This window comes from Xanthomonas sp. MLO165, from assembly GCF_018831305.1.
Lineage (GTDB): Bacteria > Pseudomonadota > Gammaproteobacteria > Xanthomonadales > Xanthomonadaceae > Xanthomonas > Xanthomonas arboricola.
Genome location: NZ_CP029263.1, coordinates 3,124,775 through 3,147,939 on the forward strand (window position 1 = coordinate 3,124,775; position 23,165 = coordinate 3,147,939).

The 23,165-nt window shown below is 68.0% G+C and carries 18 protein-coding genes and 1 pseudogene; 11 read left to right on the plus strand and 8 right to left on the minus strand.

Annotation, left to right across the window (positions count from 1 at the left end):
• The first annotated feature begins 120 nt into the window (after positions 1 to 120).
• The 4 genes from DGN21_RS13165 to DGN21_RS13180 are packed head-to-tail and all read left to right on the plus strand — an operon-like array spanning position 121 to position 4,842.
• Positions 121 to 1,584: an AlkA N-terminal domain-containing protein gene (locus tag DGN21_RS13165; RefSeq protein WP_126965917.1), complete on the plus strand. Its 1,464-nt coding sequence runs from the start codon at positions 121 to 123 to the stop codon at positions 1,582 to 1,584.
• A complete protein-coding gene (locus DGN21_RS13170; RefSeq protein WP_126965916.1) occupies positions 1,581 to 2,123 on the plus strand; it encodes a methylated-DNA--[protein]-cysteine S-methyltransferase in 543 nt (180 codons plus the stop codon). Before DGN21_RS13165 ends, DGN21_RS13170 begins: the two co-directional genes overlap by 4 nt.
• Positions 2,124 to 2,159: 36 nt before the next feature.
• Positions 2,160 to 3,455 carry an ectonucleotide pyrophosphatase/phosphodiesterase gene (locus tag DGN21_RS13175; RefSeq protein WP_126965915.1) on the plus strand — a complete coding sequence of 432 codons (1,296 nt, stop codon included), beginning with the start codon at positions 2,160 to 2,162 and terminating at the stop codon, positions 3,453 to 3,455.
• Between the two features lie 43 nt (positions 3,456 to 3,498).
• On the plus strand, positions 3,499 to 4,842 hold the full coding sequence (locus DGN21_RS13180) for a chloride channel protein (protein WP_054591548.1): 1,344 nt from the start codon (positions 3,499 to 3,501) through the stop codon (positions 4,840 to 4,842).
• A gap of 256 nt (positions 4,843 to 5,098) precedes the next feature.
• Here DGN21_RS13180 and DGN21_RS13185 read toward each other — a convergent pair whose 3' ends face one another.
• Together DGN21_RS13185 and DGN21_RS13190 are read right to left on the minus strand one after the other, a co-directional pair.
• Entirely contained in the window at positions 5,099 to 5,281 is a 183-nt protein-coding gene (locus DGN21_RS13185; protein WP_016904806.1) for a 30S ribosomal protein THX, read from the minus strand.
• 135 nt (positions 5,282 to 5,416) lie between these two features.
• Positions 5,417 to 5,833: a MerC domain-containing protein gene (locus DGN21_RS13190; protein ID WP_024939915.1), complete on the minus strand. Its 417-nt coding sequence runs from the start codon at positions 5,831 to 5,833 to the stop codon at positions 5,417 to 5,419.
• 163 nt (positions 5,834 to 5,996) lie between these two features.
• On the opposite strand from DGN21_RS13190, the gene DGN21_RS13195 reads away from it, so the two are divergent.
• The 4 genes from DGN21_RS13195 (at position 5,997) to DGN21_RS13210 (ending at position 12,897) form a co-directional block, all read left to right on the plus strand.
• Positions 5,997 to 8,063 carry a TonB-dependent receptor gene (locus DGN21_RS13195; RefSeq protein ID WP_054591549.1) on the plus strand — a complete coding sequence of 689 codons (2,067 nt, stop codon included), beginning with the start codon at positions 5,997 to 5,999 and terminating at the stop codon, positions 8,061 to 8,063.
• 411 nt (positions 8,064 to 8,474) lie between these two features.
• Positions 8,475 to 8,903, plus strand: a complete 429-nt coding sequence (locus tag DGN21_RS13200) for a MarR family winged helix-turn-helix transcriptional regulator (RefSeq protein WP_126965914.1) — start codon at positions 8,475 to 8,477, stop codon at positions 8,901 to 8,903.
• Entirely contained in the window at positions 8,900 to 10,123 is a 1,224-nt protein-coding gene (locus DGN21_RS13205; protein WP_126965913.1) for an MFS transporter, read from the plus strand. Before DGN21_RS13200 ends, DGN21_RS13205 begins: the two co-directional genes overlap by 4 nt.
• A 398-nt stretch (positions 10,124 to 10,521) precedes the next feature.
• The gene (locus DGN21_RS13210) at positions 10,522 to 12,897 is read left to right on the plus strand and encodes a TonB-dependent receptor (RefSeq protein ID WP_215824945.1); all 2,376 of its coding nucleotides are present in this window, start codon (positions 10,522 to 10,524) and stop codon (positions 12,895 to 12,897) included.
• 330 nt (positions 12,898 to 13,227) lie between these two features.
• Here the strand turns inward: DGN21_RS13210 and DGN21_RS13215 are convergent, their stop codons facing one another.
• Positions 13,228 to 14,259, minus strand: a complete 1,032-nt coding sequence (locus DGN21_RS13215) for an aldo/keto reductase (RefSeq protein ID WP_126965911.1) — start codon at positions 14,257 to 14,259, stop codon at positions 13,228 to 13,230.
• 153 nt (positions 14,260 to 14,412) lie between these two features.
• Positions 14,413 to 15,624, minus strand: a complete 1,212-nt coding sequence (locus DGN21_RS13220; RefSeq protein ID WP_126965910.1) for an MFS transporter — start codon at positions 15,622 to 15,624, stop codon at positions 14,413 to 14,415.
• Positions 15,625 to 15,724: 100 nt separating this feature from the next.
• Here DGN21_RS13220 and DGN21_RS13225 point away from each other — a divergent pair, with 100 nt between their 5' ends.
• Positions 15,725 to 16,639, plus strand: coding sequence for a LysR family transcriptional regulator (locus DGN21_RS13225; RefSeq protein ID WP_046343521.1), 915 nt, complete (start codon positions 15,725 to 15,727; stop codon positions 16,637 to 16,639).
• Between the two features lie 805 nt (positions 16,640 to 17,444).
• On the opposite strand, the gene DGN21_RS13230 is transcribed toward DGN21_RS13225, so the two are convergent.
• Entirely contained in the window at positions 17,445 to 17,648 is a 204-nt protein-coding gene (locus tag DGN21_RS13230; RefSeq protein ID WP_126965909.1) for a hypothetical protein, read from the minus strand.
• Between the two features lie 233 nt (positions 17,649 to 17,881).
• On the opposite strand from DGN21_RS13230, the gene DGN21_RS13235 reads away from it, so the two are divergent.
• On the plus strand, positions 17,882 to 18,790 hold the full coding sequence (locus DGN21_RS13235; protein ID WP_043088272.1) for an AraC family transcriptional regulator: 909 nt from the start codon (positions 17,882 to 17,884) through the stop codon (positions 18,788 to 18,790).
• A 113-nt stretch (positions 18,791 to 18,903) separates the two neighbouring features.
• On the opposite strand, the gene DGN21_RS13240 is transcribed toward DGN21_RS13235, so the two are convergent.
• Positions 18,904 to 19,377: a cupin domain-containing protein gene (locus DGN21_RS13240; protein WP_024939905.1), complete on the minus strand. Its 474-nt coding sequence runs from the start codon at positions 19,375 to 19,377 to the stop codon at positions 18,904 to 18,906.
• A gap of 165 nt (positions 19,378 to 19,542) precedes the next feature.
• Between DGN21_RS13240 and DGN21_RS13245 the strand changes: the two are divergent.
• Positions 19,543 to 20,191: pseudogene (locus DGN21_RS13245) on the plus strand (LysR substrate-binding domain-containing protein); the annotation flags it as partial.
• Between the two features lie 800 nt (positions 20,192 to 20,991).
• On the opposite strand, the gene DGN21_RS13250 reads toward DGN21_RS13245, so the two are convergent.
• Both DGN21_RS13250 and DGN21_RS13255 read right to left on the minus strand, forming a co-directional pair.
• Positions 20,992 to 21,675 (minus strand): TetR/AcrR family transcriptional regulator, encoded by a 684-nt coding sequence (locus DGN21_RS13250; RefSeq protein WP_126965908.1) that lies wholly within the window; start codon positions 21,673 to 21,675, stop codon positions 20,992 to 20,994.
• The gene (locus DGN21_RS13255; protein WP_126965907.1) at positions 21,668 to 23,164 is read right to left on the minus strand and encodes an efflux transporter outer membrane subunit; all 1,497 of its coding nucleotides are present in this window, start codon (positions 23,162 to 23,164) and stop codon (positions 21,668 to 21,670) included. Before DGN21_RS13255 ends, DGN21_RS13250 begins: the two co-directional genes overlap by 8 nt.
• Position 23,165 lies beyond the last annotated feature (1 nt).

The window sequence follows — 23,165 nt, forward strand, 5'->3', positions numbered from 1 at the left end:
TCACCCTCAGTCTATGGCTGAATGGGCGAAGCGTTTGACCCTGCCATGAACGCGGCGGCCCGGTGCAACCCTGTCCGAAAACGGCCAGCCGGGGTCGGGGCGAGCGCATAGACTGGCGCCATGCAGACCGTCACGCCCGACCGACTCCAATGCGACCGCGCCCGCCTGGCGCGCGATGCACGCTTCGACGGGCTGTTCTTCACCGCGGTGCGCAGCACCGGCATCTACTGCCGCCCGGTCTGTCCGGCGCCGCCGCCCAAGCCGGGCAACATCAGCTATTACCCCAGCGCGGCGGCAGCCAGTGCCGCCGGCTACCGGCCCTGCCTGCGCTGCCGCCCCGAGCTGTCGCCGCAGGCGCAGCAGCATCTGGGCGAAGAGAGCGTGCAACGCGCACTGGCGATGATTGCCGACGGTGCCCTGCAGGAGCAGCCGGTGCAGACCCTGGCCGACGCAGTGGGCCTGAGCGCACGCCAGCTGCAGCGGCAGTTCGTGCAGCAGCTCGGTGCCACCCCGATCCAGGTGCACGGCACGCGCCGGCTGCTGCTGGCCAAGCAACTGCTGACCGAGACCGCATTGCCAGTCACCGAGGTCGCGCTGGCGGCCGGCTTCAACAGCCTGCGTCGCTTCAATGCCGCATTCCTGGAAGGCTGCGGGATGCCGCCATCGGCGCTGCGCAAGCAGCGTGCCGAGGTCCCGGGTGGCGAGTTGACCCTGCGCCTGGGCTACCGCCCGCCGCTGGATCTGCCGGCGATGCTGGCATTCCTGCAACGCCGCGCGATTCCCGGCATCGAGCAGGTCGACGCCAGCGGCTACCGGCGCGTGATCGGCACGCCGGGCAACGCAACGCTGATCGAGGTCAGCGCGGCGCCGCAGCGTGCGGAGTTGCTACTGCGCATCGGCGCCACCGACCCGCGCCAGATTCCGCAGATCGTGCGGCGGGTACGCCGCCTGTTCGATCTGGATGCAGACCTGCAGGCGGTGCACGCCACGCTGGCGACCGAGCCGCTGCTGGCCGAGGCGATCGCGCGCCGCCCCGGGCTGCGCGTGCCGGGTGGCTGGGACGGTTTTGAAGTGGCCGTGCGCGCCGTGCTGGGCCAGCAGATCAGCGTGGCCGGCGCGGCAACGCTGGCGGCGCGGCTGGTCGACCGGCATGGCGGCCATCATCTGGAGATGCCGCCCGGCCTGGACCGCATCTTTCCGACCCCGGCACAGCTGGCCGAGGCGCCGCTGGAACAACTCGGTCTGCCGCGGGCGCGCGCGGCCACGCTGCGGGCGCTGGCCTCGGCCTGCGCGCAAGGGCAGCTGCATTTCGGCGCCGGCCAGCGCCTGTCCGAGTTCGTCGCCGCCTGCACCGCGTTGCCCGGTATCGGGCCGTGGACCGCGCATTACGTCGCCATGCGTGCGCTGTCGCATCCGGACGCGTTTCCGGCCGGCGACCTGATCCTGCAGCAGGTGCTCGGCACGCCCGAGCGCCTGAGCGAGCGTGCCACCGAAGCGCGCTCGCAGGCCTGGCGGCCGTGGCGCGCCTACGCCGTATTGCACCTGTGGCATCTCGCTGTCGATCGCAAGGACACCCGCTCATGAGCACGTTGTATTACGACACCTTTCCCTCGCCGATCGGCGCGCTCAGCGTGGCCGCCGATGCTGCCGGCGTGCACCACATCCTGTTCGCGCAGAACCGCTACGACGCGGTCGGCCGCGCGCGTTGGCAGCACGACCCCGATGCGCCGTTGGTGCGCGAGGCGCGCGAGCAATTGCTCGACTATCTGTATGGCGGGCGGCGCAGCTTCGACCTGCCACTGGCCCCGACCGGCACGCCGTTTCAGCTGCAGGTCTGGCATACGCTGGCGCAGATTCCGTTCGGGCAGACCTGGAGCTATGCGCAACTCGCGCACGCGGTGGGACGCCCGGCCGCCAGCCGCGCGGTCGGCGCTGCCAATGGGCGCAATCCATTGCCGATCGTGCTGCCCTGCCACCGCGTGATCGGCGCCAATGGTGCGCTGACCGGCTTCGGCGGCGGTCTGCCGACCAAGCAGGCCTTGTTGCAGATGGAAGGCTGGTCACCGCGCCAGGGCGCAGCGGCCGACGATCTGTTCGCCGCATCCGCCGCCGGCACGCGCTGACTTCGCGACGTCATTGCCAGGCCGTAAACTGGCGCGATGATCGATCGACGTTTTGTGTTTGCCGCGCTCGCACTGCTCGCGGCCTGTAGTTCTCACGCCCCTTCGCGCAGTACGCCAGCGCCCGCCCCGGCGGCGCCCGCGTCGGCCGGCGCACCGCACAGCGATGTACCGCACAGCGTGCTGCTGATCTCCATCGACGGGCTGCGCGCGGACATGCTCGATCGCGGCATCACACCGAATCTGTCTCAACTGGAACACGACGGCGTACGTGCGCGCTGGATGACGCCGTCGTACCCGTCGCTGACCTTTCCCAATCACTACACGCTGGTCACCGGCCTGCGCCCGGACCACCACGGCATCGTGCACAACAGCATGCGCGATGCGACGCTGGGCGGCTTCTGGCTGAGCAAGCAGGATGCCGTCGGCGATGCGCGCTGGTGGGGTGGCGAGCCGCTGTGGGTAGGTGCGGAAACCCATGGCCTGCATGCCGCAACCTGGTCGTGGCCGGGCAGCGAGGCGGCGATCGGCGGCGTGCGCCCCACGCGTTGGCGCCATTACGAAGAAGGCACCAGCCTGGACACGCGCGTGGACGAAGTGCGGGGCTGGCTGGCCGCCTCCGGTGCCGACCGCAACCGCCTGGTCACGCTGTATTTCGAACACGTGGACGAAGCCGGCCACGACCACGGCCCGGAGTCGCGCGAATACGCCGACAACGTGCGTGCGGTGGATGGCGCGATCGGCCGGCTGCTGGCCGGCATGCAGCGCGACGGCACGCGCGAGCGCACCAATATCGTCGTGGTCTCCGACCACGGCATGGCCGAGGTGGCGCCCGGGCATGCGATCAGCGTGGAAGACATGGCGCGCCCGGACATCGCCACTGCCGTGACCGACGGGCAGGTGATCGGCTTTGCGCCATTGCCGGGACAGCAGGCCCGCGCCGAAGCCGGCCTGCTCGGTGCGCATGCGCAGTACGACTGCTGGCGCAAGACGGAGCTGCCGGCACGCTGGCACTACGGCACGCATCCGCGCATTCCGCCGATCGTGTGCCAGATGCACGAAGGCTGGGATGCACTGTTCCCGGACAAGCTGGCCAAGCGCCCGCGCGATCAGATGCGCGGCTCGCACGGTTTCGATCCGGCGCTGCCGTCGATGCGCGCGGTGTTCCTGGCGCAGGGCCCGGATCTGGCGCAGGGCAAGAGCTTGCCGGGTTTCGACAACGTCGATGTGTATGCGCTGATGACCCGGCTGCTGGGCATTCCCGCCGCGCCCAATGATGGAAATCCCGCCACGCTGCTGCCGGCCCTGCGCGTGCCGCCGGCCGCCGGTCGCTGAGTGACGCGTCGCGGCCGCGCTGCGCGGATGCGACAATGGTGCCATGTCTGCTCCTGATCCCTCGCCGCGCCGGCTTCGGCTGCGGCCGTTGTTGTCCAGCCAAGGCTGGCGTCGTCGCGCCGCACTCTGGGGCGGCGCAATCGCAGTAGCACTGGTGGCGATCGTGTTCGCCAAGGCCAGCGACGCCGCCTTCCAGTTGTTCCAGCGCATCACCGCGCATTCGATCTGGTGGGCACTGCTGCTGACGCCGGGCATCTTCGCCCTGCTGGCCTGGCTCACCTCCGGCGCGATGCGGCCGACGCGCGGCAGCGGCATCCCGCAGGTCATCGCGGCGCTGGAACATGACGACGCCGCATTTCGCCAGACCAATCTGTCGCTGCGCGTGTCGATCGGCAAGCTCGCCCTGACCACCCTGTCGCTGCTCGGTGGCGCCTCGGTCGGACGCGAAGGCCCCACCGTGCATGTCGGCGCCAGCCTGATGCATGTGTTCGGGCGCTGGTTCGGGTTTCGCGATCCGCGCGAGCTCTCGCATTTTCTGCTCGCCGGCGGCGCGGCCGGTATCGCCGCGGCGTTCAACACGCCGCTGGCCGGGGTGGTGTTTGCGATCGAGGAATTGAGCGGGCGCTTCGAGCACCGCTTCTCCGGCACCTTGCTGACTGCGGTGATCGTCGGTGGCGTGGTATCGCTGGGCCTGCTGGGCAACTACACCTACTTCGGCAAGGTGGCGGTGGCCCTGCCGCTGGGCCAGGCCTGGCTGGCGATCGCGCTATGCGGCAGCGTGGCCGGCCTGCTCGGCGGCATCTTCGCGCGCCTGGTGCTGGCCAGCGTCAGCGGCAAACCGCGCTGGCTGGCAACGCTGCGCCAGCGCCATCCGGTATTGCTGGCCGCGCTGTGCGGGGTGGCCTTGGTCGGGCTGGCACTGGTGTTCGGGCAAGGCGCGTTCGGCACCGGCTACGAGCAGGCGCGCAGCCTGGTGCAGGGCCATGCAGTGGTCGGCCACGAATTCGGGCTGATGAAGCTGGTGGCCAACCTGGTCTCCTACCTGGCCGGCATTCCGGGCGGGCTGTTCTCGCCGGCGCTGGCGGTGGGTGCCGGCATCGGTCACAACCTGTCTGTGCTGATGCCGGGCGTGGACCCGCGCACCTTCGTGCTGCTGGGCATGTGCGCATACCTGACCGGCGTGACCCAGGCGCCGTTGACCTCGGCGGTGATCTCGCTGGAACTGACCGACACCAGCCAGATGCTGTTGCCGATCCTGGCCACCGTGCTGATCGCGCGCGCAATGTCCGGGCTGGTGTGCAAGACGCCGATCTATCGCGGCCTGGCCGAACAGTTGCTGGCGCCGACGCCGTCCCGCACCTCGCCGGCTACGGCGACGACGCACTGAACATCCCAGGCGGGAGAGCGGCGCAGGGCCGACCGACCGCAGTGTGCAGCTGCCGGCCGTGACCGCCGCGCATTGCGGCCGGCGCTGCCGTGCCATGCGCGAACCGACGCCAGCGGCGCGCAGGTCGCCGCTTCGACGCAGGCCGGTAGCGGAATGGCTGCTCGGGCGAGCGCTGCAGCGCGCGTCTACGCCGATGCCGGACATAAAAAAACGCGGCGCAAGCGCCGCGTTCTGGTGTCGCGAAGCGGGCTAGGGATCAGCCGGCCTTGGCAACGGTCTTCTTGGCAACAGCCTTCTTGGCCGGCGCCTTGACCACGCCCTTCTTGGCAACCGGGGCAGCTGCACCCACGACAACCTTGCTCACCGCGTGCGAACGCGAATTGCCGTAGCTGGAATTGTAGCGCTTGCCCTTGGCGGTCTTGCGGTCACCCTTACCCATGTTCGTCGACTCCTGAATGTGAATACTGAATACAAAATCCCCGCGCTGAACACGGGTCTGGCGAGGTTTACGCCGGCGGCGCCCTCGCGCAAGGCCGGCAAGCCTACCACGTAGGCCCTGCCCGCGCAGCCCGGGCTAGTGCGCGCAGCTGGCGTCGTGGACGTGGGCGTGCCCGTGGTTCAGACGCAGGTTGACCAAGTGGGCGATGCCGACCAGCGCGCCGCCGAGCGTCATCACCACTGCATGCGGCACCACCGCGTGGTGCAAGGGGTCGTAGAGCAGGCCGGCCCACAGCAGCAACAAGCCCGGCAGCAACAGTGCCAGCGCGTGCAGCGCCTTGTGGCGGCGATAGCCCAGCACCAGGCTGAACAGCCCCAGCAGCGTCACGAACACCACGATGGCCAGTTCGACCCCATCGCCCAGCCAGAACGACAGGCCCAACGACGGGGCCAGGGCCAGCACCAGCGGCAGCACCGCGCAATGCACGGCGCATAGCAGCGAACCGGTCGCACCGAAGCGGTCGAGCACATGGCGAAGGGACGGTAGAGGCATGACTTCCAGCAGGGGCTCGCGGCGACGTGGAATAATATAACATCTTCCTTGTTCCAGACCCGCACCGCTGCATCGCGCAGGTGAGCGGGTCCTGCCGTCGGCACAGCAGCCAAGCTGCGCCTTATCATTGATATACAGTAACAATCACAGAGTCCGGCCCGCCATGCACCCTCGCCTCGCTTTCTCGTTCCGCCGCTCCACGCTCTCGCTGGCGCTGACCAGCCTGCTGACGCCCGCCCTGGCCATGGCCGAGGACGCACCGGCAGCCGCCGACCCGCAGACCCCGCCCAGCTCGGACACGCGCCACGACGCCACCGCTTCCAGTGGCCGCCATGTCAAGGACCTGGACAAGGTCGTGGTCACCGCCAGCCCGTTGCGCGATGCGGCCGGCGAGTTGAGCCGCCCGGTCGAGGTACTGGCCGGCGAGCGTCTGGACGAGGTACGCAGCTCCAGCCTGGGCGAGACCGTGGCCAGCCTGCCCGGCGTGCAGAGTTCCAACTTCGGCCCCGGCGTCGGCCGGCCGATCATCCGTGGCCTGGACGGCCCGCGCGTGGCGGTGCTGCGCGATGGCCTGTCGACCCAGGACGTGTCCACGGTCAGCCAGGACCATTCCCCGGCGATCGAGCCGTTCCTGGCCAACCAGATCGAGGTGCTCAAGGGCCCGTCCACGCTGCTGTACGGCTCCGGCGCGATCGGCGGCGTGGTCAACGTGGTCGACGGGCGCATTGCCGAAACCCCGGTGGACGGCTTCAGCGGCCGCGCCGAAGTGCGCTTCGACGGCGGCGACAAGGACGGCAACACCGACATGTTCCGCGTCGATGCCGGCAATGGCAGCGGCCTGTCGATCCATGCCGACGGCGTGTACCGCAACCAGAACGATTACGACACCCCGCAGGGGCGCCAGCTCAACAGCTGGATCGACTCCAAGGTCGGCTCGGTCGGCGCCTCGCTGTCCGGCGACTGGGGTTTCGTCGGCCTGTCGGCCTCGCGCTTCCGTGACAACTACGGCAACCCCGGCGAGCCGGGCGACCCGACGATCGGCGAGCGCGGGGTGTCGTTGAAGCTGCAGCAGGACCGCTACGACCTCAAGGGCGGGCTGACCGATCCCTGGGGCGAAGGCAGCGCGCTGCGCTACAGCTTCGGCCACACCGATTACGCGCACACCGAATTCGAAGGCGCCGAAGTCGGCACCGTGTTCACCAAGCGCGCCAACGAAGGCCGCGTGGAAGCGTCCTTCACCTTCGGCGGCGGCTGGCAGACCGCATTCGGCCTGCAGGGCAGCGACACCACCTTCCAGGCGATCGGCGAGGAATCCTTCGTGCCCAAGACCGACACCCGCTCGCTCGGCGTGTTCGGCGTCGCGCGCAACAGCTGGGAGCGCGTCACCGCCGAAGTCGGCGCGCGCGTGGACAAGGTCAAGTACCGCACCGACATCGGCGTGGACCGCGACTTCACCCCGACCAGCTTCTCGGCCAGCGGCGGCTTCCGTTTCAACGAACAATGGCGCCTGACCGCCAACCTCGACCACGCCGAACGCGCACCGGCCGAGGAAGAGCTGTTCGCCAACGGCCCGCACATCGCCACCCTCGCCTACGAGATCGGCGATGCGGATCTGAAGACCGAAAAGGCCAACCAGGCCGAGCTGGGCCTGAACTTCCAGAACGCATGGGTGGATGCCAAGATCGCCGCGTACTACAACCGCTACAACGACTTTGTCTACATCGTCGATACCGGCGGCCAATGGTTCAACGAAGAAGACAACGACTTCCTTCCGATCCGCCAGTGGACGCAGAACGATGCGGTCTTCCACGGTTTCGAGGGCGAGGCCACCTTCCATCTGGCCGACAACGACACCGGCGCGTGGGATCTGCGCGTGTTCGGCGACACCGTGCGTGCGCGCCTGAAGGATGGCGGCAACCTGCCGCGCATCGCACCGGGCCGCGTCGGCGCGCAGATGCGCTGGAACGCCGATGCATGGCGCGCCTCGCTCGGCGCCACCCGCACCATGAAGCAGGACAAGGTGGCGGTGAACGAAACCCCGACCGACGGCTATACCTTCGTCGATGCGCATCTGGCCTACCACGTGGACCGTGGCAGCAACGCGTGGGAAGTGTTCCTGGACGGCAACAACCTGACCAACCAGGACGCCCGCGTGCACACCTCCTTCCTCAAGGACGACGTGATGCTTCCCGGCCGCAGCGCCTCGTTCGGCGTGCGCCTGTTCTTCTGACGGTACCTCTCTCCCGCCGTCATAAGCGAGGCCGCCTTCGGGCGGCCTCGTCATGTCCGGCGGCGGGGCTGCCGGCCTCGGCGTTCTGCAGTGCTGCGCGCAGCGGCGGGGCGATGGCAGCCCTGCCCTGCAATGCTGCTCGCAGCGAATAGCCGATGCGCTGCATTGCACGAGCTGGCTAGACGCCCCGCTCACCAATCAAGCTCGATGCCGCTTGCCGGCGTCGGCCGATAGCAAGGCTGCCGGTGCACACCAACGCATGTGCTAGCGCCGTCATTGCCGCGGGTCGGGCGGTCTTCCCACGCAGACTCGATCGGTCCTGCTTCGACGGACAAGCGCCCCACATTCGCCACGCGCTTGCCAATAGGTGCATATGCACGCAAAGTGCGAGCATCCTCGTGGAGCATCGCCATGTCCGGGACCGGCCCCTGCACCTGCTTCCAGCTGCGCCGCACCGCACGGCGTACCTCGCAGCTGTACGACCATGCCCTGGCGCAGGTAGGCCTGAGCCTCAACGAGTACTCGATCCTGCGCCGGCTGGTCAGCGCACAGCCGTTGGGCGCGTTGGCGCACTCGCTGGGCATGGATCGCACCACGCTGACCCGCAATCTCAAGCCGCTGCTGGCGGCGGGCTGGGTGCAGGCACGTCGCGGCGAGGATGCGCGCCAGAAACTGGTGGTATTGAGCCGCAGTGGGCGCGGGCTGCTGGTGCGCGCCCTGCCGCATTGGCAACGCGCACAGAAGCAGCTGGAAACGCTGTTCGGCAGCGCTTCCACCGCGCAGCTGCACGCCACCTTGATGCAACTGGATGCGGCCCTGGACGCGGAGGCAGCGGCATGAGCACGTCTGTGAGCGCCCGCACCGGCGCGCAGTGGGGATTGCTGCTCACCGCCTCGGCCATGCTGATGCTGACGATGGGCGCACGCCAGACCACCGGCCTATTCGTGGAGCCGATCCATCGCCAGACCGGGATCGGCATCGCGTCGATCAGCTTCGCGCTGGCGGTGGGGCAACTGGTCTGGGGCGCGGTGCAGCCGGTATTCGGCGCGATCGCCGATGCGCGCGGGCCACTGCCGGTGCTGCTGTTCGGCGGCGTGCTGTTGTCGCTGGGCCTGGGACTGAGCCCGTGGCTGGCCAGCGAGTGGGGCCTGATCGTCTCGCTGGGCATCCTGGCTGCCGCCGGTGCGGGCGCCGGCAGTTTTTCGGTGCTGATCGGTGCCACTGCCAGCCGGCTCGCACCGGAGCGGCGTTCGTTCGCAGCCGGGCTGATCAATGCCGGCGGCTCGCTCGGCCAGTTCGTCTTTGCGCCACTGGTGCAGCTGATGATCGGCGCCGCCGGCTGGGCCAGGGCGATGACCGGCCTGGCAATGATCTCCTTGCTGACCTTGCCGCTGGCCTGGCCGCTGCGACGCAGATCGCCGCCGCCGGGCACGCACATGCCGATCGCAAACGACGACATCGGCCTGCGTGCGCAACTGCAGGTTGCCCTGCGCGATCGCAGTTACTGGTGCCTGCATCTGGGCTTTTTCACTTGCGGGGTGCATATCGCGTTTCTGGTCACGCACCTGCCCGGCGAGATCGCGCTCTGCGGCCTGCCCGCCAGCGTGTCGGCGGTGTCGATCGCGTTGATCGGCCTGTTCAACGTGGCCGGCAGCCTGGTCGCCGGCAAGCTCGGCGAACGCATCCGCATGAAGTGGCTGCTGTGCGCCTTGTATGCCAGCCGTGCGGTGCTGATCGGCTTATACCTGATCGCGCCGCCGACGCCGCTGACCTTCTACCTGTTCGCCGCGGCACTGGGCTTTACCTGGCTGGGCACGGTGCCGCCGACGGCGGGCTTGATCGGCAAACTGTTCGGCCCGCGCTACCTGGGCACCTTGTTCGGCCTGACCTTGTTGTCGCACCAGATCGGCGGCTTCTTCGGGGCGTGGCTGGGCGGGCTGGCGCTGGAGCGCTTCGGCGACTACAGCTGGATGTGGTACGCCGACATGCTGCTGGCAGTCATCGCCGCACTGATCAACCCGCCGATCCGCGAAGCCACGCCGGTACGCGCAGCAGCGTAAAGCAGGCGCAAGCGCGCGCCTGCCCGCAGCGACATCGCTGCGCCATTGCACGGTGCCTGGCAGTGCATGCGCAAAAGTCATCATGCCGCCGCGATGGTTCGCATCGGCTGCCGCTGTGGCGCGCGTTGAAAGGCCTCACACGCGGTCCGATAGCGTCACGCGTGCACTGCGCACGCGCTGTCTGGCGCCTTGCCGCATTGTCGATGGCGAGCATATCGCCTGCACCGAGTGCCGCAGCGCACAACAGCTTTTGCCGGCAACTCCGTTAGAACAACAGCGCGACGTGTGTCGCTGCGTTGCGCGACCGGCCACTGTGACGTGCTGCCGGTCACCCTTTGGCGGCGCGTGTACGACGCGCGCATTGCCGCCAGCTGCGACGTCATCCCAGGAGAGCTTTCATGACAGCATCGATGCCCCGCTATGCCCTGTCCCTTGCCATCGGCGCCCTACTTGCGCCTGCCGCGCACGCGCAGACGTCCACCGCCGAGCCGCGCAGCGAGGCCACCACGCTGGATGCAGTGATCGTCAGCGGCACCGCGCGCTTCAAGGGCCTGGCCAAGCGCGATGCCAGCTTCTCGATCACCACCGCCAGCCCGGAGCAGATCCAGCAGGCGGTGCCGCAGAGCACTGCGGACCTGCTGAAGATCGTACCCGGCGTATGGGCCGAGCCCAGCGGCGGCGGCACCGGCGCCAATATCTTCGTGCGCGGCATGCCATCCGAAGGCGATGCGCCGTTCGTGACCATGCAACTGGATGGCTCGCCGCTGTTCCCGCCGCCGACCCTGTCGTTCCTGGAAAATTCCACGCTGTTTCGCGTCGACGACACGGTCGAGCGCATGGAGGTGTTGCGTGGCGGCTCCAGCCCGATCTTCTCCAACGGTCAACCGGGCCTGACGGTCAACTTCATCCAGAAAAAAGGCCAGGACGAGCCTGAAGGCAGCGTGCGCCTGACCGGCGGCAACAACGCGCTGCACCGCATCGATGTCTTCAACAGCGGGCCGATGGGCAATGGCTGGTACTACAGCGTGGGCGGTTTCTTTCGCGAAACCGACGGCGTGCGCGACCCGCAGTTTTCCGCCGACAAGGGTGGCCAGTTCAGCGCCACCTTGAGCAAGCGCTGGGACAGCGGCGAGCTGTCGTTCTACGCGCGGCATACCGACGACAACAATGCCTTCTATACCGCCATTCCGCTGCTGTCGCGCAACAACGGCAACGACCTGTCCAGTTTCCCCGGTTTGAATGCGCAGACCGGCACCCTGCTCGGCCGCGACTTCCGCAATGTCGACCTGCTAGTCGGGCCGGATGGACAGACCATCCGTCGCGATCTGGCTGACGGCCGCGGCGTCAACATCGATGTGTTCGGTGGCGAACTTAACTGGGAGACTGGCGACTGGACCATTGCCGACCGCTTCAACGTGATGAGCGGCAGCGCACCGACCTATGCGTTGTTCACCGGCGATGCGCCGGTGCGATTGAGCGATTTCATCGCCAGTTACGGCACTACCGGCAGCGGTAGCTTCACCAATGGCGGCGGCGTCGTCGATCCGAATCAGCAAGTGCTGGAAGCCGGCTGGTGGTCGGTGGACAAGCGCCTGAATTCGGTCACCAACGATTTGCGCCTGAGCCGCGAATTGTTTACGGGCAACACGCTCACCGTGGGTGCGTACTATGCCAAGTACTCCTCGGCCGACACCTGGTACCTGGGCAACACCATGCTGCTTACCGCGCAGAACAACGCGCGCCGGATCGATCTGGCGCTGGACAACGGCCAGCAGGCCACGCGCCAGGGTTTCACCAGCACCGCGTTCTTCAACCTGCGCGCCAACTACGATGGCGAGAACATCGCCGCCTTCGTCGCCGACGAATGGGAGCTCAACGCGCGGCTGCGCCTGGACCTGGGCGCCCGCTACGAACGCCAGAGCGTCACCGGCGATGTGCACGACACCGCCACCGTCGATCTGGACGGCAACCCGGACACGCTGTACGACAACGCCACCTCGCTCGCCCTGGCCAGCACGCGCCGCATCGACCAGGACGATGAGGCGTTCTCCTGGACGGCGGGGCTGAACTTCACGCTCGATACCCACAACAGCCTGTTCGCACGCGTCAATTCAGGGGTGAAGTTCCCCGGCTTCGACAATCTGCGCGATGGCCAGAATCGCGTGCAGGAAGTGGATCAGTACGAACTCGGGCTCAAGTCCGGTGCCAGCAGCTACGACCTGTACCTGACCGCGTTCTACAACACCTTCAAGAACTCGCCGTTCCAGGCGTTCCTGGCCAATGGTGAAAACTTCACCACCGTTGGCGACTCGCGTGCGCGCGGGCTGGAGGTGGAAGGTGCCATCCGCCCGTTCGGCGGCTTCGAGCTGGCCGGCACCGGGGTGTGGCTGGATGCCAAGTACCGCAACTACCGCGAGTTCACCGGCAACCAGGTGATGCGCCAGCCCAAGCGCCAGTTCCGCATCACGCCCAGCTATTACTGGATGCTGCCGTTCGGCGACCTCAAGGTGTTTGCCACCTATTCCTACATCGGCGACCGCTTTGCGGACCTGGCCAACAGCCAGCGGCTGCCGTCCTACGAAATGCTCGACATCGGCGCCAACCTGCATGTGGGCGAGCACTGGGAAGTGACCGCCAGCGGCAGCAACGTCACCGACACGCTGGGCCTGACCGAAGGCAATGTGCGTGTCCCGGGTGCAGCGACCGGCGGCGTGTTCATGGGCCGGCCGATCGCCGGACGGCAGTACCAGATGTCGGTGGCGTATCGCTGGTAGGCAAGCCAAGACGTCATCCCGCGCGGCAGCCCACGGCTGTCGCGCGGTCCACGTCCGAGCGCGCGGCCACGTCCTTGGACGCGCAACGCGGAAACGCAGGCGCGGCGCATGCCTGCCTGTGCCAGTGGTCCAGCTGCTACGCCTTCGCGGCCATGCGACCACTGCGCTTTCTCACCGCCGGCATCGGCTGCGCAACCGCGCACCGGGAGCCGATCGACGCCCTGTCGCATCCGCCATTCAACCCGGATGCGCTCTTCCGGCTCTTTCGAGACATCAAGGTGCCCTGTCCCGAGGTAGTTCCGCGCACGGCACGGCCATTGTGATGCGGCATCACACCGGCAGCGGGCTGCGTTCGGCAAAGTGCCCGCGCCAGTACGGGTAGTACGGATACGGTGGCTCCACCGCGCTCACCGCATCCAGGCGCGCGCGTTGCGCGTCCGTCAGCGACCAGCCCACCGCGCCCAGGTTCTGGCGCAGCTGCGCTTCGTCACGTGCGCCGATCAGCACCGTGCTCACGGTGGGCCGTTGCAGCAGCCAGTTGATGGCGATCTGCGGCACGCTGCGGCCGCTCTCGTCGGCAATCGCGTCGAGCACATCGACGATGTCGAACAGGCGCTCGTCGCTGATCGCCGGGCCGGCGGCCGCGGTGGCATGCAGGCGACTGTGTTCGGGCAATGCCTGGCCGCGGCGCAGCTTGCCGGTCAGGCGCCCCCAGCCCAGCGGACTCCACACCACCGCGCCCACGCCCTGGTCGATGCCCAGCGGCATCAGCTCCCATTCGTAGTCGCGCCCGGCCAGCGAGTAATAGGTCTGGTTGGCGACAAAGCGGCTCCAGCCCTGCGCATCGGCCACCGCCAACGACTTCATCAGCTGCCAGCCGGCGTAATTGGACGCGCCCAGGTAGCGCACCTTGCCGGCGCGGACCAGCCCATCCAGCGTGGACAGGGTTTCTTCCACCGGCGTCATCGCGTCGAAGGCATGCAGCTGCAGCAGATCGATATAGTCGGTGCGCAGGCGTCGCAACGAGGCATCCACCGCACGCAACAGGCGGAAGCGCGAGGCGCCGGCGTCGTTGGCCCCATCGCCCAGGCGCAGGCCGGTCTTGGTCGAGAGGATCACCTGATCGCGGCGGCCCTGCAGCGCCTGGCCGAGGATCTCTTCAGAGGCGCCGTCCGAATACACATCGGCGGTGTCGAACAGGTTCAGGCCCGCCTCCAGGCACAGGTCGATCATGCGCTGCGCCTGCGCCACATCGGTATCGCCCCATGCAGAAAACAGCGGCCCCTTGCCGCCAAAGGTACCGGCCCCCAGACCGAGCACCGGCACCTTGAAACCGGAACGGCCGAGAAAACGTGTCTCCATCGCAATGCTCCTTGAAACCGAAGGAAAATCCGCGCGCTGGCGGTCGATCCGGCCACGCGCGATGCCAGGCGCCAGGCTCCGCTCGCCGATCACCCGCGCGAGCGCGCAGGGCTGCCGGTTGCGCGGTCACTGCGCTCGTGCCTAAAAAACGAATCAACCCGCCTGCGCGCACACGCCCGGCGCGGCGGCACGCCGGCGTTGCAGTTGCACGCTCCACAACGCGATGCCCAGGCCGAGCGCGCTCAACAGCGCGGCGACCCACGGGGTGGCGACCAGGCCGGCATGGGTGGCGATCACCACGCCGCCCAGCCAGGCGCCCAGCGCATTGCCCAGATTGAACGCGGCGATATTGAGACTGGAAGCCAGGTTCTGGCCGGCACCGCGCGCATGCTCGAGCACGCGCAACTGCAGCGGCGCCACGGTGGCGAAGGCGGCCACGCCCAGCAACCCGACGAACACCACCATCGCGGTTTTGTTGTGCAGGACCAGGCCCATCGCGGCGAGCACCACCACCAATGCCGCCAGGCTGCCCAGCAACGCAGCGGTGGGACGCCGGTCGGCCAGACGCCCGCCCAGCAGATTGCCCACGATCATGCCGACGCCGAAGACCAGCAACACCGGCGACACCGCCGTCTGCGCGAAACCGCTCACGTCCACCAGCAACGGCTGGATATAGGTGAATACCGCGAATACGCCGGCATAGCCCACCACCGTGATCGCCAGGGCCAGCAGCACCTGTCCGCGCCCCAGCACCGCCACTTCCTGGCGCCACGACACCGGCGCGGCCGCGCCTGCGTTCGCCGGTACCCACAGTGCTACCGCGGCCGTGGCCAGCACGCCGACGACCGCAACCGCCCAGAACGTTGCCCGCCAGCCCAGCTGCAGACCCAGCCAGGCGCCGGCCGGCACGCCCAGCAGGGTGGCCACGGTCAGCCCGGCAAACATCAGCGAGATCGCCGAGGCACGGCGTTCGGCCGGGACCAGCGAGGTGGCCACCACCGCGCCCACGCCGAAGAAGGTGCCGTGCGCCAGCGAGGTCAGCACGCGTGCGATCATCAGGCTGGTGTAGTCCGGCGCCAGCGCGCAGGCCACGTTGCCCAGGGTGAAGATCGCCATCAAGCCGACCAGCACCGCCTTGCGCGGCAGCCGCGCACTGGCCAGCGTCAGCACCGGCGCCCCGACGAACACGCCCAGCGCATAGCCGCTGATCAGCAGGCCGGCGGCGCTGAGCGACACGCCCAGGTCGGTGGCCACCTGCTGCAGCAGGCCCATGATCACGAACTCGGTGGTACCGATGCCGAAGGCACCGATGGTCAGCGCCAGCAGCGCTGGCGGAAAACGGGAAGAACGCGCGGAAGCGGACATGGGCATGGACCAGGGAAGACAACCCACAGCCTGCGCTCCAGCGTCCTAAGCAAAAACCCCTGTTATCCTGATTCACTATCAAGCAATCATTGAGAATCGCATGGACCGCCTCGGCGATATCGCGCTGTTCCTGCGCGTGCTCGACTCCGGCTCGATCACTGCCGGCGCGCGCAGCCTGGATTTGTCGGTGGCGGTCGCCAGCCAGCGCCTGAAGCGGCTGGAGCGCGACCTGGGCGTGCGCCTGCTGCACCGGACCACGCGCCGGCTGCACCCGACCCCCGAAGGCCAGCGCCTGGCCGAGCGCGGCCGCGTGCTGGTGCAGGATCTGGACGCGCTGGCCGACGATCTGCGCGAGAGCGCACACGCGGTCGGCGGCATCCTACGCATGACCATGTCGGCCTCGTTCGGGCGGCAGTACGTCTCGCCCTTGCTGCCGGAATTCCAGGCCCGTCATCCACGCGTGCACATCAGTGCGCACCTGAGCGACGACCTGGTGGACCTGGTCAAGCAAGGCTTCGACCTGGCGATCCGCATCGGCCCGCTGGACGACTCCGGGCTGGTGGCGCGGCGCATCGCCGACAACCGCCGCACCCTCGCCGCCTCGCCCGATTACCTGCAGCGCCATGGCACCCCGCGCACGCCGGACGACCTGGCCGGGCATGCCGGCGTGCTGCTGATGGGCCGCGACGGCCGCCAGGATGTCTGGCAGTTGCAAACCCCGGAGGGCGGCCTGGTGCGCGTGCGCATGCAGAGCCGCTTCGAAAGCAATTTCGGTGAGTTGATCCGCGATGCGGCCGTCGCCGGCCAAGGCATCGCGTTGCATTCGTACTGGCATATCGCCGAGGAGCTGCGCAACGGCCGGTTGGTCGAGGTACTCCCCGATTACCCGCCGCCAACCTCGCAGATCAACGCGGTGATGCCGGCGCGCCAGCTGCAGCCACCGCGTGTGCGTGCATTCGTGGATTTTCTGCAGGAACGCCTGGGCGACGTGCCGCCGTGGGAGCTGGGCGGTTGAACGCGTGCGCGTTGCTTGTGTTTGCCGGTCCTTGCTGGACGTGGATTGATGCGTGGCTGCGAGGCGACGTCTTGGTTGGTTAGTGGCTGGATGCGGCCGAGTCGCGCTGTTGGATCAGTGGTGGGCGGCGATCTGCGAGTTTGCTGCAGGGCCCTTGCACGCCCACCATCGCAGCACATGCCGCAAGGCAGAGTGGACGATCTACGGCGTTGCAGATAGGTCAGCTGTAAAGCAGGCGATCTGCCGCTTGGCTGCGGGGCCCTTGCCCGCCCACCATCGCGGGACACGCCGCAAGTACGTCCCTGTAGGCTCTTACGCGGCATCCATGCCGCGTAAGGTCCCGCGACGGTAGGCGGGCAAGGACCTGTCTGGATGGTCGATGTGCACGATTAAAAGCAGTGCCAGATGCGCGTTGTTTGATGCCGATGTGCCAGCTCACCGCCCGATGCATCTCTAACGACAACCAGTCGGGATGGTCGGTGCGCATGGGCAAGCGCAGCGCGTCATGTGCATTTGGATAGCGATGCACCTGCGCGACCCCACAGTCAACGACCAATGCACTTCGCGCAACAAGCAGCTCTTATGCGAGCGCCGACCACCTTTTTGGTGAGGTGTCCCTGCCGGTTGCGGGACCCTTGGCGGCATGGAGGCCGCCAAGGAATCTACACGGACGGATTCACGGCGTGTCCCGCAAGTGGTGAGGGCACCGCGCACTCGACTCACCAATCAATAAAGCGCGTGCGGCCGGCACGTTGACACCGTCGCTCTAGCGTCAAGGATGTGGTTGGCGTCCTAGCGGCTCCGTTTAGCGTCCCGCACGCAGCAAGCGCCGGTGCAATCCACGCCGCTGCGCTTCGCTGAGCAGATGCCCATGCGTGTTCAACAATCCCAGGATCTGCCGATGCGCTTGCGCCGTGCGGCGCGCAAGTTCGGCCGTGGCGGCGGCCTCGAGCGCCTTCCAGTCGGCCGGGCTCGCCGGTGCGGGGATGGTCGAACGTTTTGCGGGCATGGGACGGGGTGGTCACGGGAACAGACACCCATGATACGGCGCGTGTGTGAGCGCAGGATCGTGTCTGGCCTGCGATTGTCGGGCGTCGGGCGCGCAGGCCTGCCCGCCGGTGCCGGCGCCACCCGGCGCTGCCTTTGCCGCTACTGCGGTCGGCATGTGGGCTCCATGACAGTCGGTCTTGTACGATCGACGGCATCGCGGCCGAGCCGCCTGGTGCCACCGCCGAGTCCTGCATGTCCGCCTTGACCGAGATGACCGACATCCTGCTGCGCCATGCTCCTGGCGACGGCATGCACGCCACCCGGATTGCCGGGCTGCAGATCATGCGCAGCGCCTCGCCCACCGTGTCGGTGCCCACGGTCTACACGCCGATGTTGTGCCTGGTGGCGCAAGGCCGCAAGCAGGCGATGCTGGGCGCGGCGGCGTATCTCTATCACCCGCAGATGTATCTGGTGGCCTCGGTGGATCTGCCGATCGTCGGTTCGGTGATCGAGGCCAGCGCCGCGCAGCCGTATCTGTGTTTCTGCCTGGATCTGGACACCGCCGTGCTGAGCGACCTGGCCGTCAGCCACCCGGAGCTGGTGGAGCCGCAACGCGATGCGGCGCAGGCCGGCTTGTTGCTCAACCACAGCACCCCGCCATTGCAGGACGCTGCAGTGCGGCTGGCGCGTCTGCTCGACCAACCGCAGGAGATCGCCGCGCTGGCACCGCTGGTCCTGCGCGAAGTGCTCTATCGCCTGATGGCCGATCCGGCCAATGCGGTGGTCCGCCAGATGGCCATCGCCGACAGCCGGCTCAACCAGATTTCCAAAGCCATTGTCTGGCTGCGCGAGCACTACGCACAGCGCTTCCGCATCGAGCAGATCGCCGATCTGTCGGCAATGAGCCGCTCCACCTTTCATGCGCATTTCAAGGCGGTCACCTCGATGACGCCGCTGGAATATCGCTCGCATCTGCGCGTGCACGAAGCGCGCCGGCTGATGCTGGCCGAAGCGCTGAATGCCGCCGATGCCGGCTTTCGCGTCGGCTACGAGAGCGCCTCGCAATTCAGTCGCGACTACGCACGCATTCTCGGCGCGCCGCCCGCACGTGACGCGCAACGGTTGCGTGCCGGGGCACAGGCTGCGACACAAGCGGCGTAAGCTCATTCGTGCGCAGTGACGCAGCGGAGCCTAGTCACGCGCTCCTGCACTAAGCGACATGCATCACCTACGATGACGCGGCAGACCGCACCACGTCATCGTTGAGCGCCGTGTCACTCGGCCGCGTACTGCGCCTCGCTGACCTGCTCCAGCCAGGTCACCGGCGAGCCGTCCTGCGCTTCGGCGATGGCGATATGCGACATCGCCACCGTGGCGTTGGCACCGTGCCAGTGCTTGACGCCCGGCGGAATCCACACGATGTCGCCCGGGCGGATCTGCTGCGCCGGCTTGCCCCATTCCTGCACGCGCCCGGCACCGGCGGTGACGATCAGCGTCTGCCCCAGTGGGTGGGTGTGCCAGGCGGTGCGCGCGCCAGGTTCGAAAGTCACCGTGGCGCCGCCCACCCGCGCCGGCGCGTCGGCCTGGAAGGGCGCATCGATGCGCACCTTGCCGGTGAAATAGTCGGCCGGGCCGGCCGCAGATGCGGCGCCACCGGCCTTGCTCACCCTGATCGCCTGTTGCTCTTCACCACCGGGCGTGACGGCGGCCATCATCGACAGCGACATCGCAGTTGCGAACAGATTCATGGCAGTGCTCCTCGATCCAAGTGCCTGCACTGTAGCGCGTGCGCCGGCATTACCCGGGCAACCGCGCATGCACCTAGAAACACAGCGCATCAATGCGGCAATGACATCTCAGATTTGAAGCCATCACGCACCATCGCGCATGATGCAGCGGCATGAATGGCATGCGCGCTCACCGACTTCCGCGACAAGCCGGCCGGCACCATCCGTATCACCACCGCCGGCCACGCCGCCGATGCCTATCTCTGGCCGGGGTTGTCGAACGTACTGCCCGACTATCCCGACCTCAAGATCGAGGTCACCGTCGATTACGGGCTGGCCGACATCGTTGCCGAGCGCTACGACATCGGCATCCGGCTGGGCGACCAGGTCGCCAAGGACATGATCGCGGTGCCGATCAGCCCGGTGCAGCGCATGGCGGTGGTGGCGGTGCCGGACTACTTCGTGCACCACACCATCCCCGCCGCGCCGGCCGAGCTGGCCCGGCACAACTGCATCGGCTTGCGCCTGCCCACCCATGGCGGCCTGCTGCCTTGGGATTTCGAAAAGGACGGCCGCGAGGTCAAGGTGCGCGTGGACGGCCAATGGACCTTCAACGGCAGCAGCGCCATCCTGCCTGCCGCGTTGGCCGGCGGCGGACCCGCGTTCTTGCCGGAAACCATGGCGCTAGGGCACATCGCCGCCGGCCGGCTACGCCGCGTGCTGGAGGACTGGTGCGAGCCGTTCGATGGCTCACGCCTATTACCCCAGCCGCCGCCAATCCTCGCGCGCAATCAAGGTAGTGATCGATGCGTTGCGGCACGACCTGGCGCGCTGACACGCCCGTATAGGAGCGTGCCTGCGCGCGACCAGGCCTTCTCGGTAGCGCCCCATCGCGCGCGGGCACGCTCCTACGACAGCGTCGGCTTGCGGACGGGTTGAAGGGGTGATCGATGCGTTGCGGTACGACCTGGCGCGCTGACACGCCCGAGTAGTAGCGTGCCTGCGCGCGACCAGGCCTTCTCGGTAACGCCCCATCGCGCGCGGGCACGCTCCTACGACAGCGTCGGCTTGCGGCCGGGCTGAAGGGGTGATCGACGCATTGCGGCACGATCTGACGCGCTGACACACCCGTGTAGGAGCGTGCCTGCGCGCGACCAGGCCTTTGTCGGTAACGCCCCATCGCGCGCGGGCGCGCTCCTACGACAGCGTCGGCTTGCGGACGGGTTGAAGGGGGTGATCGACGCGTTGCGGCGCGCTCCGGCGCGGTGACACGCTTGTGTAGGAGCGTGCCTGCGCGCGACCAGGCCTTCTCGGTAACGCCCCGTCGCGCGCGGGCACGCTCCTACGACAGCGTCGGCTTGCGGACGGGTTGAAGGGGGTGATCGACGCGTTGCGGCGCGCTCCGGCGCGGTGACACGCTTGTGTAGGAGCGTGCCTGCGCGCGACCAGGCCTTCTCGGTAACGCCCCGTCGCGCGCGGGCACGCTCCTACGACAGCGTCGGTTTGCGGCCGGGTTGAAGGGGGTGATCAATGCGTTGCGGCACAACCTGGCGCGCTGACACACCCGTGTAGGAGCGTGCCTGCGCGCGACCAGGCCTTCTCGGTAACGCCCATTGCGCTGTCCTGCCGCCGCAGCTAGAACCCGCTCGGCACCTCGCGCTTGCCTTCCGCTGTCACCACCGGCGGTTGCGGCCGATACGCGCGCAGGAACAGCGCCACCGCACTGGCGACATACCCGTGCTGCGTGGCGGCCGGTGCCTGCCACGTGTCGCCACGCAGCGCCGCATTGGCCGGCATGCCGGTCATCAATCCGAAGAAATGCACCGAGGCATCCGGCAGATTGTCGATGACCAGGCTGCCCTGCTCCACTTCGCGCGCCAACACCACGCGCATCGTGGTGTCGTAGCGTTCGAAGCCCAGCGTCCACATCTCCTCGCGTATCTGGCTGGGCAGTGCCGGCGGCCGCACCAGGCCGTAAGCGGCATCGCCCAGTGCATTGCTGGCTGCCATGCGCACGACCGCGTCGGCGATGGCGAGCAGACGCACGGGCAGCGGCCCGCGCATGTTCAATAGCGCCTCCCAGGGATTGGGCGACTGGTGCGCCAGCGCCTCCAGGGTGGTACGGAACAGCACCTCCTTGGACGCGAAGTGCGCATACACCGTGGCCTTGGACACCACTGCGCGCTCGGCGATGCTGTCCATGCTGGTTTTGTCGAAGCCCTGGCGTGGAAATAGCTCGGCTGCCGCGCGCAGGATCGCGCCACGCTTGTCGTGCGGCGCGCGCCTGGGCGCCGGGACCTCGGCAGCGGCGTCATCCACGTGGCTGCCCCGTCGCCGTCGTGGCCACCGCCGGGTCGGCCGATTGCAGCCAACCGCCGCCCATCGCCTTGTAGAACGTCGCCAGATTGGTGAAGCGTGACAGCTGCGTGGTGATCAAGTTCTGCTGCGCGCTGTACAGCGCGCGCTGCGCATCCAGCGCCTGCAGGTAGCTGTCCACGCCGCGTTCGAAGCGCGCCTGCGACAGCCGGTAACTGTCGGCAGTGGCATCGACCAGGGCCTGTTGCGCCTGCAATTGCCGGCCCAGGGTCTCGCGTTGCGCGAGCGCATCGGAAACCTCGCGGAACGCGCTCTGGATCGCCTTTTCGTACTGCGCCACTTCGATATCGCGGTTGGCCTTGGCCATGTCCAGGTTGGCGCGGTTACGCCCGGCGTTGAAGATCGGCAGCGTCAGCGTGGGCACGAAGCTCCAGGCGCGGGTGCCGGAATCGAACAGGTTGGACAGGCTGCTGCTGGACGAGCCGGTCGATGCAGTCAGGCTGATGCTCGGGAAGAACGCCGCGCGCGCCGCACCGATGTTGGCGTTGGCCGCACGCAGGTTGCGCTCGGCCTCCAGGATGTCCGGGCGGCGCTGCAGCAACTGCGACGGCAGCCCGGCAGGCACGCTGGCCAGCACGTTGCCGTCCACGCTGGCGCCGTCGGGCAAGGCCTGCGGCAACAGCTCCGCCGGCACCTGCGTGCCGACCAGCAGCACCAATGCATTGCGGTCCTGCGCCACTTGCGCGGTGTAACGCTCCACATCCACGCGCGCGGATTCCACCGTGGTCTGCGCCTGGCGCAAGCTGAGCTGCGAGGCCACACCCAGCTCGAAACTGCGTTGTTGCAGGCGATAACTGTCGCCCTGGCTGCTCAAGGTGGACTGCGCCAGTTGCAGCAACTGCTGATCGGCCGCCAGCGTCAGATAGGCAGTGGCCACTTCGGCCACCAGGCTGATATGGGTGCTGCGGCGTGCCTCGGCGGTGGACAGGAACTGCTGCAGCGCCTGTTCCTTGAGGCTGCGCACACGCCCGAACAGATCCAGTTCGTACGCACTGACGCCGATGTTGGCGCTGTAGGTCCGGAAGACCTGCGGCTGGCCCGGAATGGCCAGCTCCGACGGCGTGCGCGCGTTATTGGCGGTGCCGGTGCCCTGCACGGCGGGCAGCAGCGCAGCGCGCTCCACCCGGTACTGCGCACGTGCCACCTCGATGTTGAGCGCGGCCACGCGCAGGTCGCGATTGTTCTCCAGTGCCAGCGCGATCACCTGCTGTAGCGCCGGGTCGGTGAACACCTGCCGCCAGCCGATGTTGGCGATATCGATCGCCTGCCCGGGGATGGCCGTATCGGTGGTAGTTGATGCCGTCGAGAGCTCGGTGCCGGCAAAGCGCTCGGGCACCGGTGCGTCGGGCCGTGCATAGCGCGGCATCAGCGTGCATCCGGACAGCACGCCGGCCACCGCGATCGCGGTCAATGTCATGCGGATCGGTGTCATC

Excerpts from the sequence above, each read along its gene's own strand:
- DGN21_RS13165 (WP_126965917.1), top strand. The coding sequence starts at position 121 with ATGCAGACCGTCACGCCCGACCGACTCCAATGCGACCGCGCCCGCCTG.
- DGN21_RS13170 (WP_126965916.1), top strand. The coding sequence starts at position 1,581 with ATGAGCACGTTGTATTACGACACCTTTCCCTCGCCGATCGGCGCGCTC.
- DGN21_RS13175 (WP_126965915.1), top strand. The coding sequence starts at position 2,160 with ATGATCGATCGACGTTTTGTGTTTGCCGCGCTCGCACTGCTCGCGGCC.
- DGN21_RS13180 (WP_054591548.1), top strand. The coding sequence starts at position 3,499 with ATGTCTGCTCCTGATCCCTCGCCGCGCCGGCTTCGGCTGCGGCCGTTG.
- DGN21_RS13185 (WP_016904806.1), bottom strand. The coding sequence starts at position 5,281 with ATGGGTAAGGGTGACCGCAAGACCGCCAAGGGCAAGCGCTACAATTCC.
- DGN21_RS13190 (WP_024939915.1), bottom strand. The coding sequence starts at position 5,833 with ATGCCTCTACCGTCCCTTCGCCATGTGCTCGACCGCTTCGGTGCGACC.
- DGN21_RS13195 (WP_054591549.1), top strand. The coding sequence starts at position 5,997 with ATGCACCCTCGCCTCGCTTTCTCGTTCCGCCGCTCCACGCTCTCGCTG.
- DGN21_RS13200 (WP_126965914.1), top strand. The coding sequence starts at position 8,475 with ATGTCCGGGACCGGCCCCTGCACCTGCTTCCAGCTGCGCCGCACCGCA.
- DGN21_RS13205 (WP_126965913.1), top strand. The coding sequence starts at position 8,900 with ATGAGCACGTCTGTGAGCGCCCGCACCGGCGCGCAGTGGGGATTGCTG.
- DGN21_RS13210 (WP_215824945.1), top strand. The coding sequence starts at position 10,522 with ATGACAGCATCGATGCCCCGCTATGCCCTGTCCCTTGCCATCGGCGCC.
- DGN21_RS13215 (WP_126965911.1), bottom strand. The coding sequence starts at position 14,259 with ATGGAGACACGTTTTCTCGGCCGTTCCGGTTTCAAGGTGCCGGTGCTC.
- DGN21_RS13220 (WP_126965910.1), bottom strand. The coding sequence starts at position 15,624 with ATGTCCGCTTCCGCGCGTTCTTCCCGTTTTCCGCCAGCGCTGCTGGCG.
- DGN21_RS13225 (WP_046343521.1), top strand. The coding sequence starts at position 15,725 with ATGGACCGCCTCGGCGATATCGCGCTGTTCCTGCGCGTGCTCGACTCC.
- DGN21_RS13230 (WP_126965909.1), bottom strand. The coding sequence starts at position 17,648 with ATGCCCGCAAAACGTTCGACCATCCCCGCACCGGCGAGCCCGGCCGAC.
- DGN21_RS13235 (WP_043088272.1), top strand. The coding sequence starts at position 17,882 with ATGTCCGCCTTGACCGAGATGACCGACATCCTGCTGCGCCATGCTCCT.
- DGN21_RS13240 (WP_024939905.1), bottom strand. The coding sequence starts at position 19,377 with ATGAATCTGTTCGCAACTGCGATGTCGCTGTCGATGATGGCCGCCGTC.
- DGN21_RS13255 (WP_126965907.1), bottom strand. The coding sequence starts at position 23,164 with ATGACACCGATCCGCATGACATTGACCGCGATCGCGGTGGCCGGCGTG.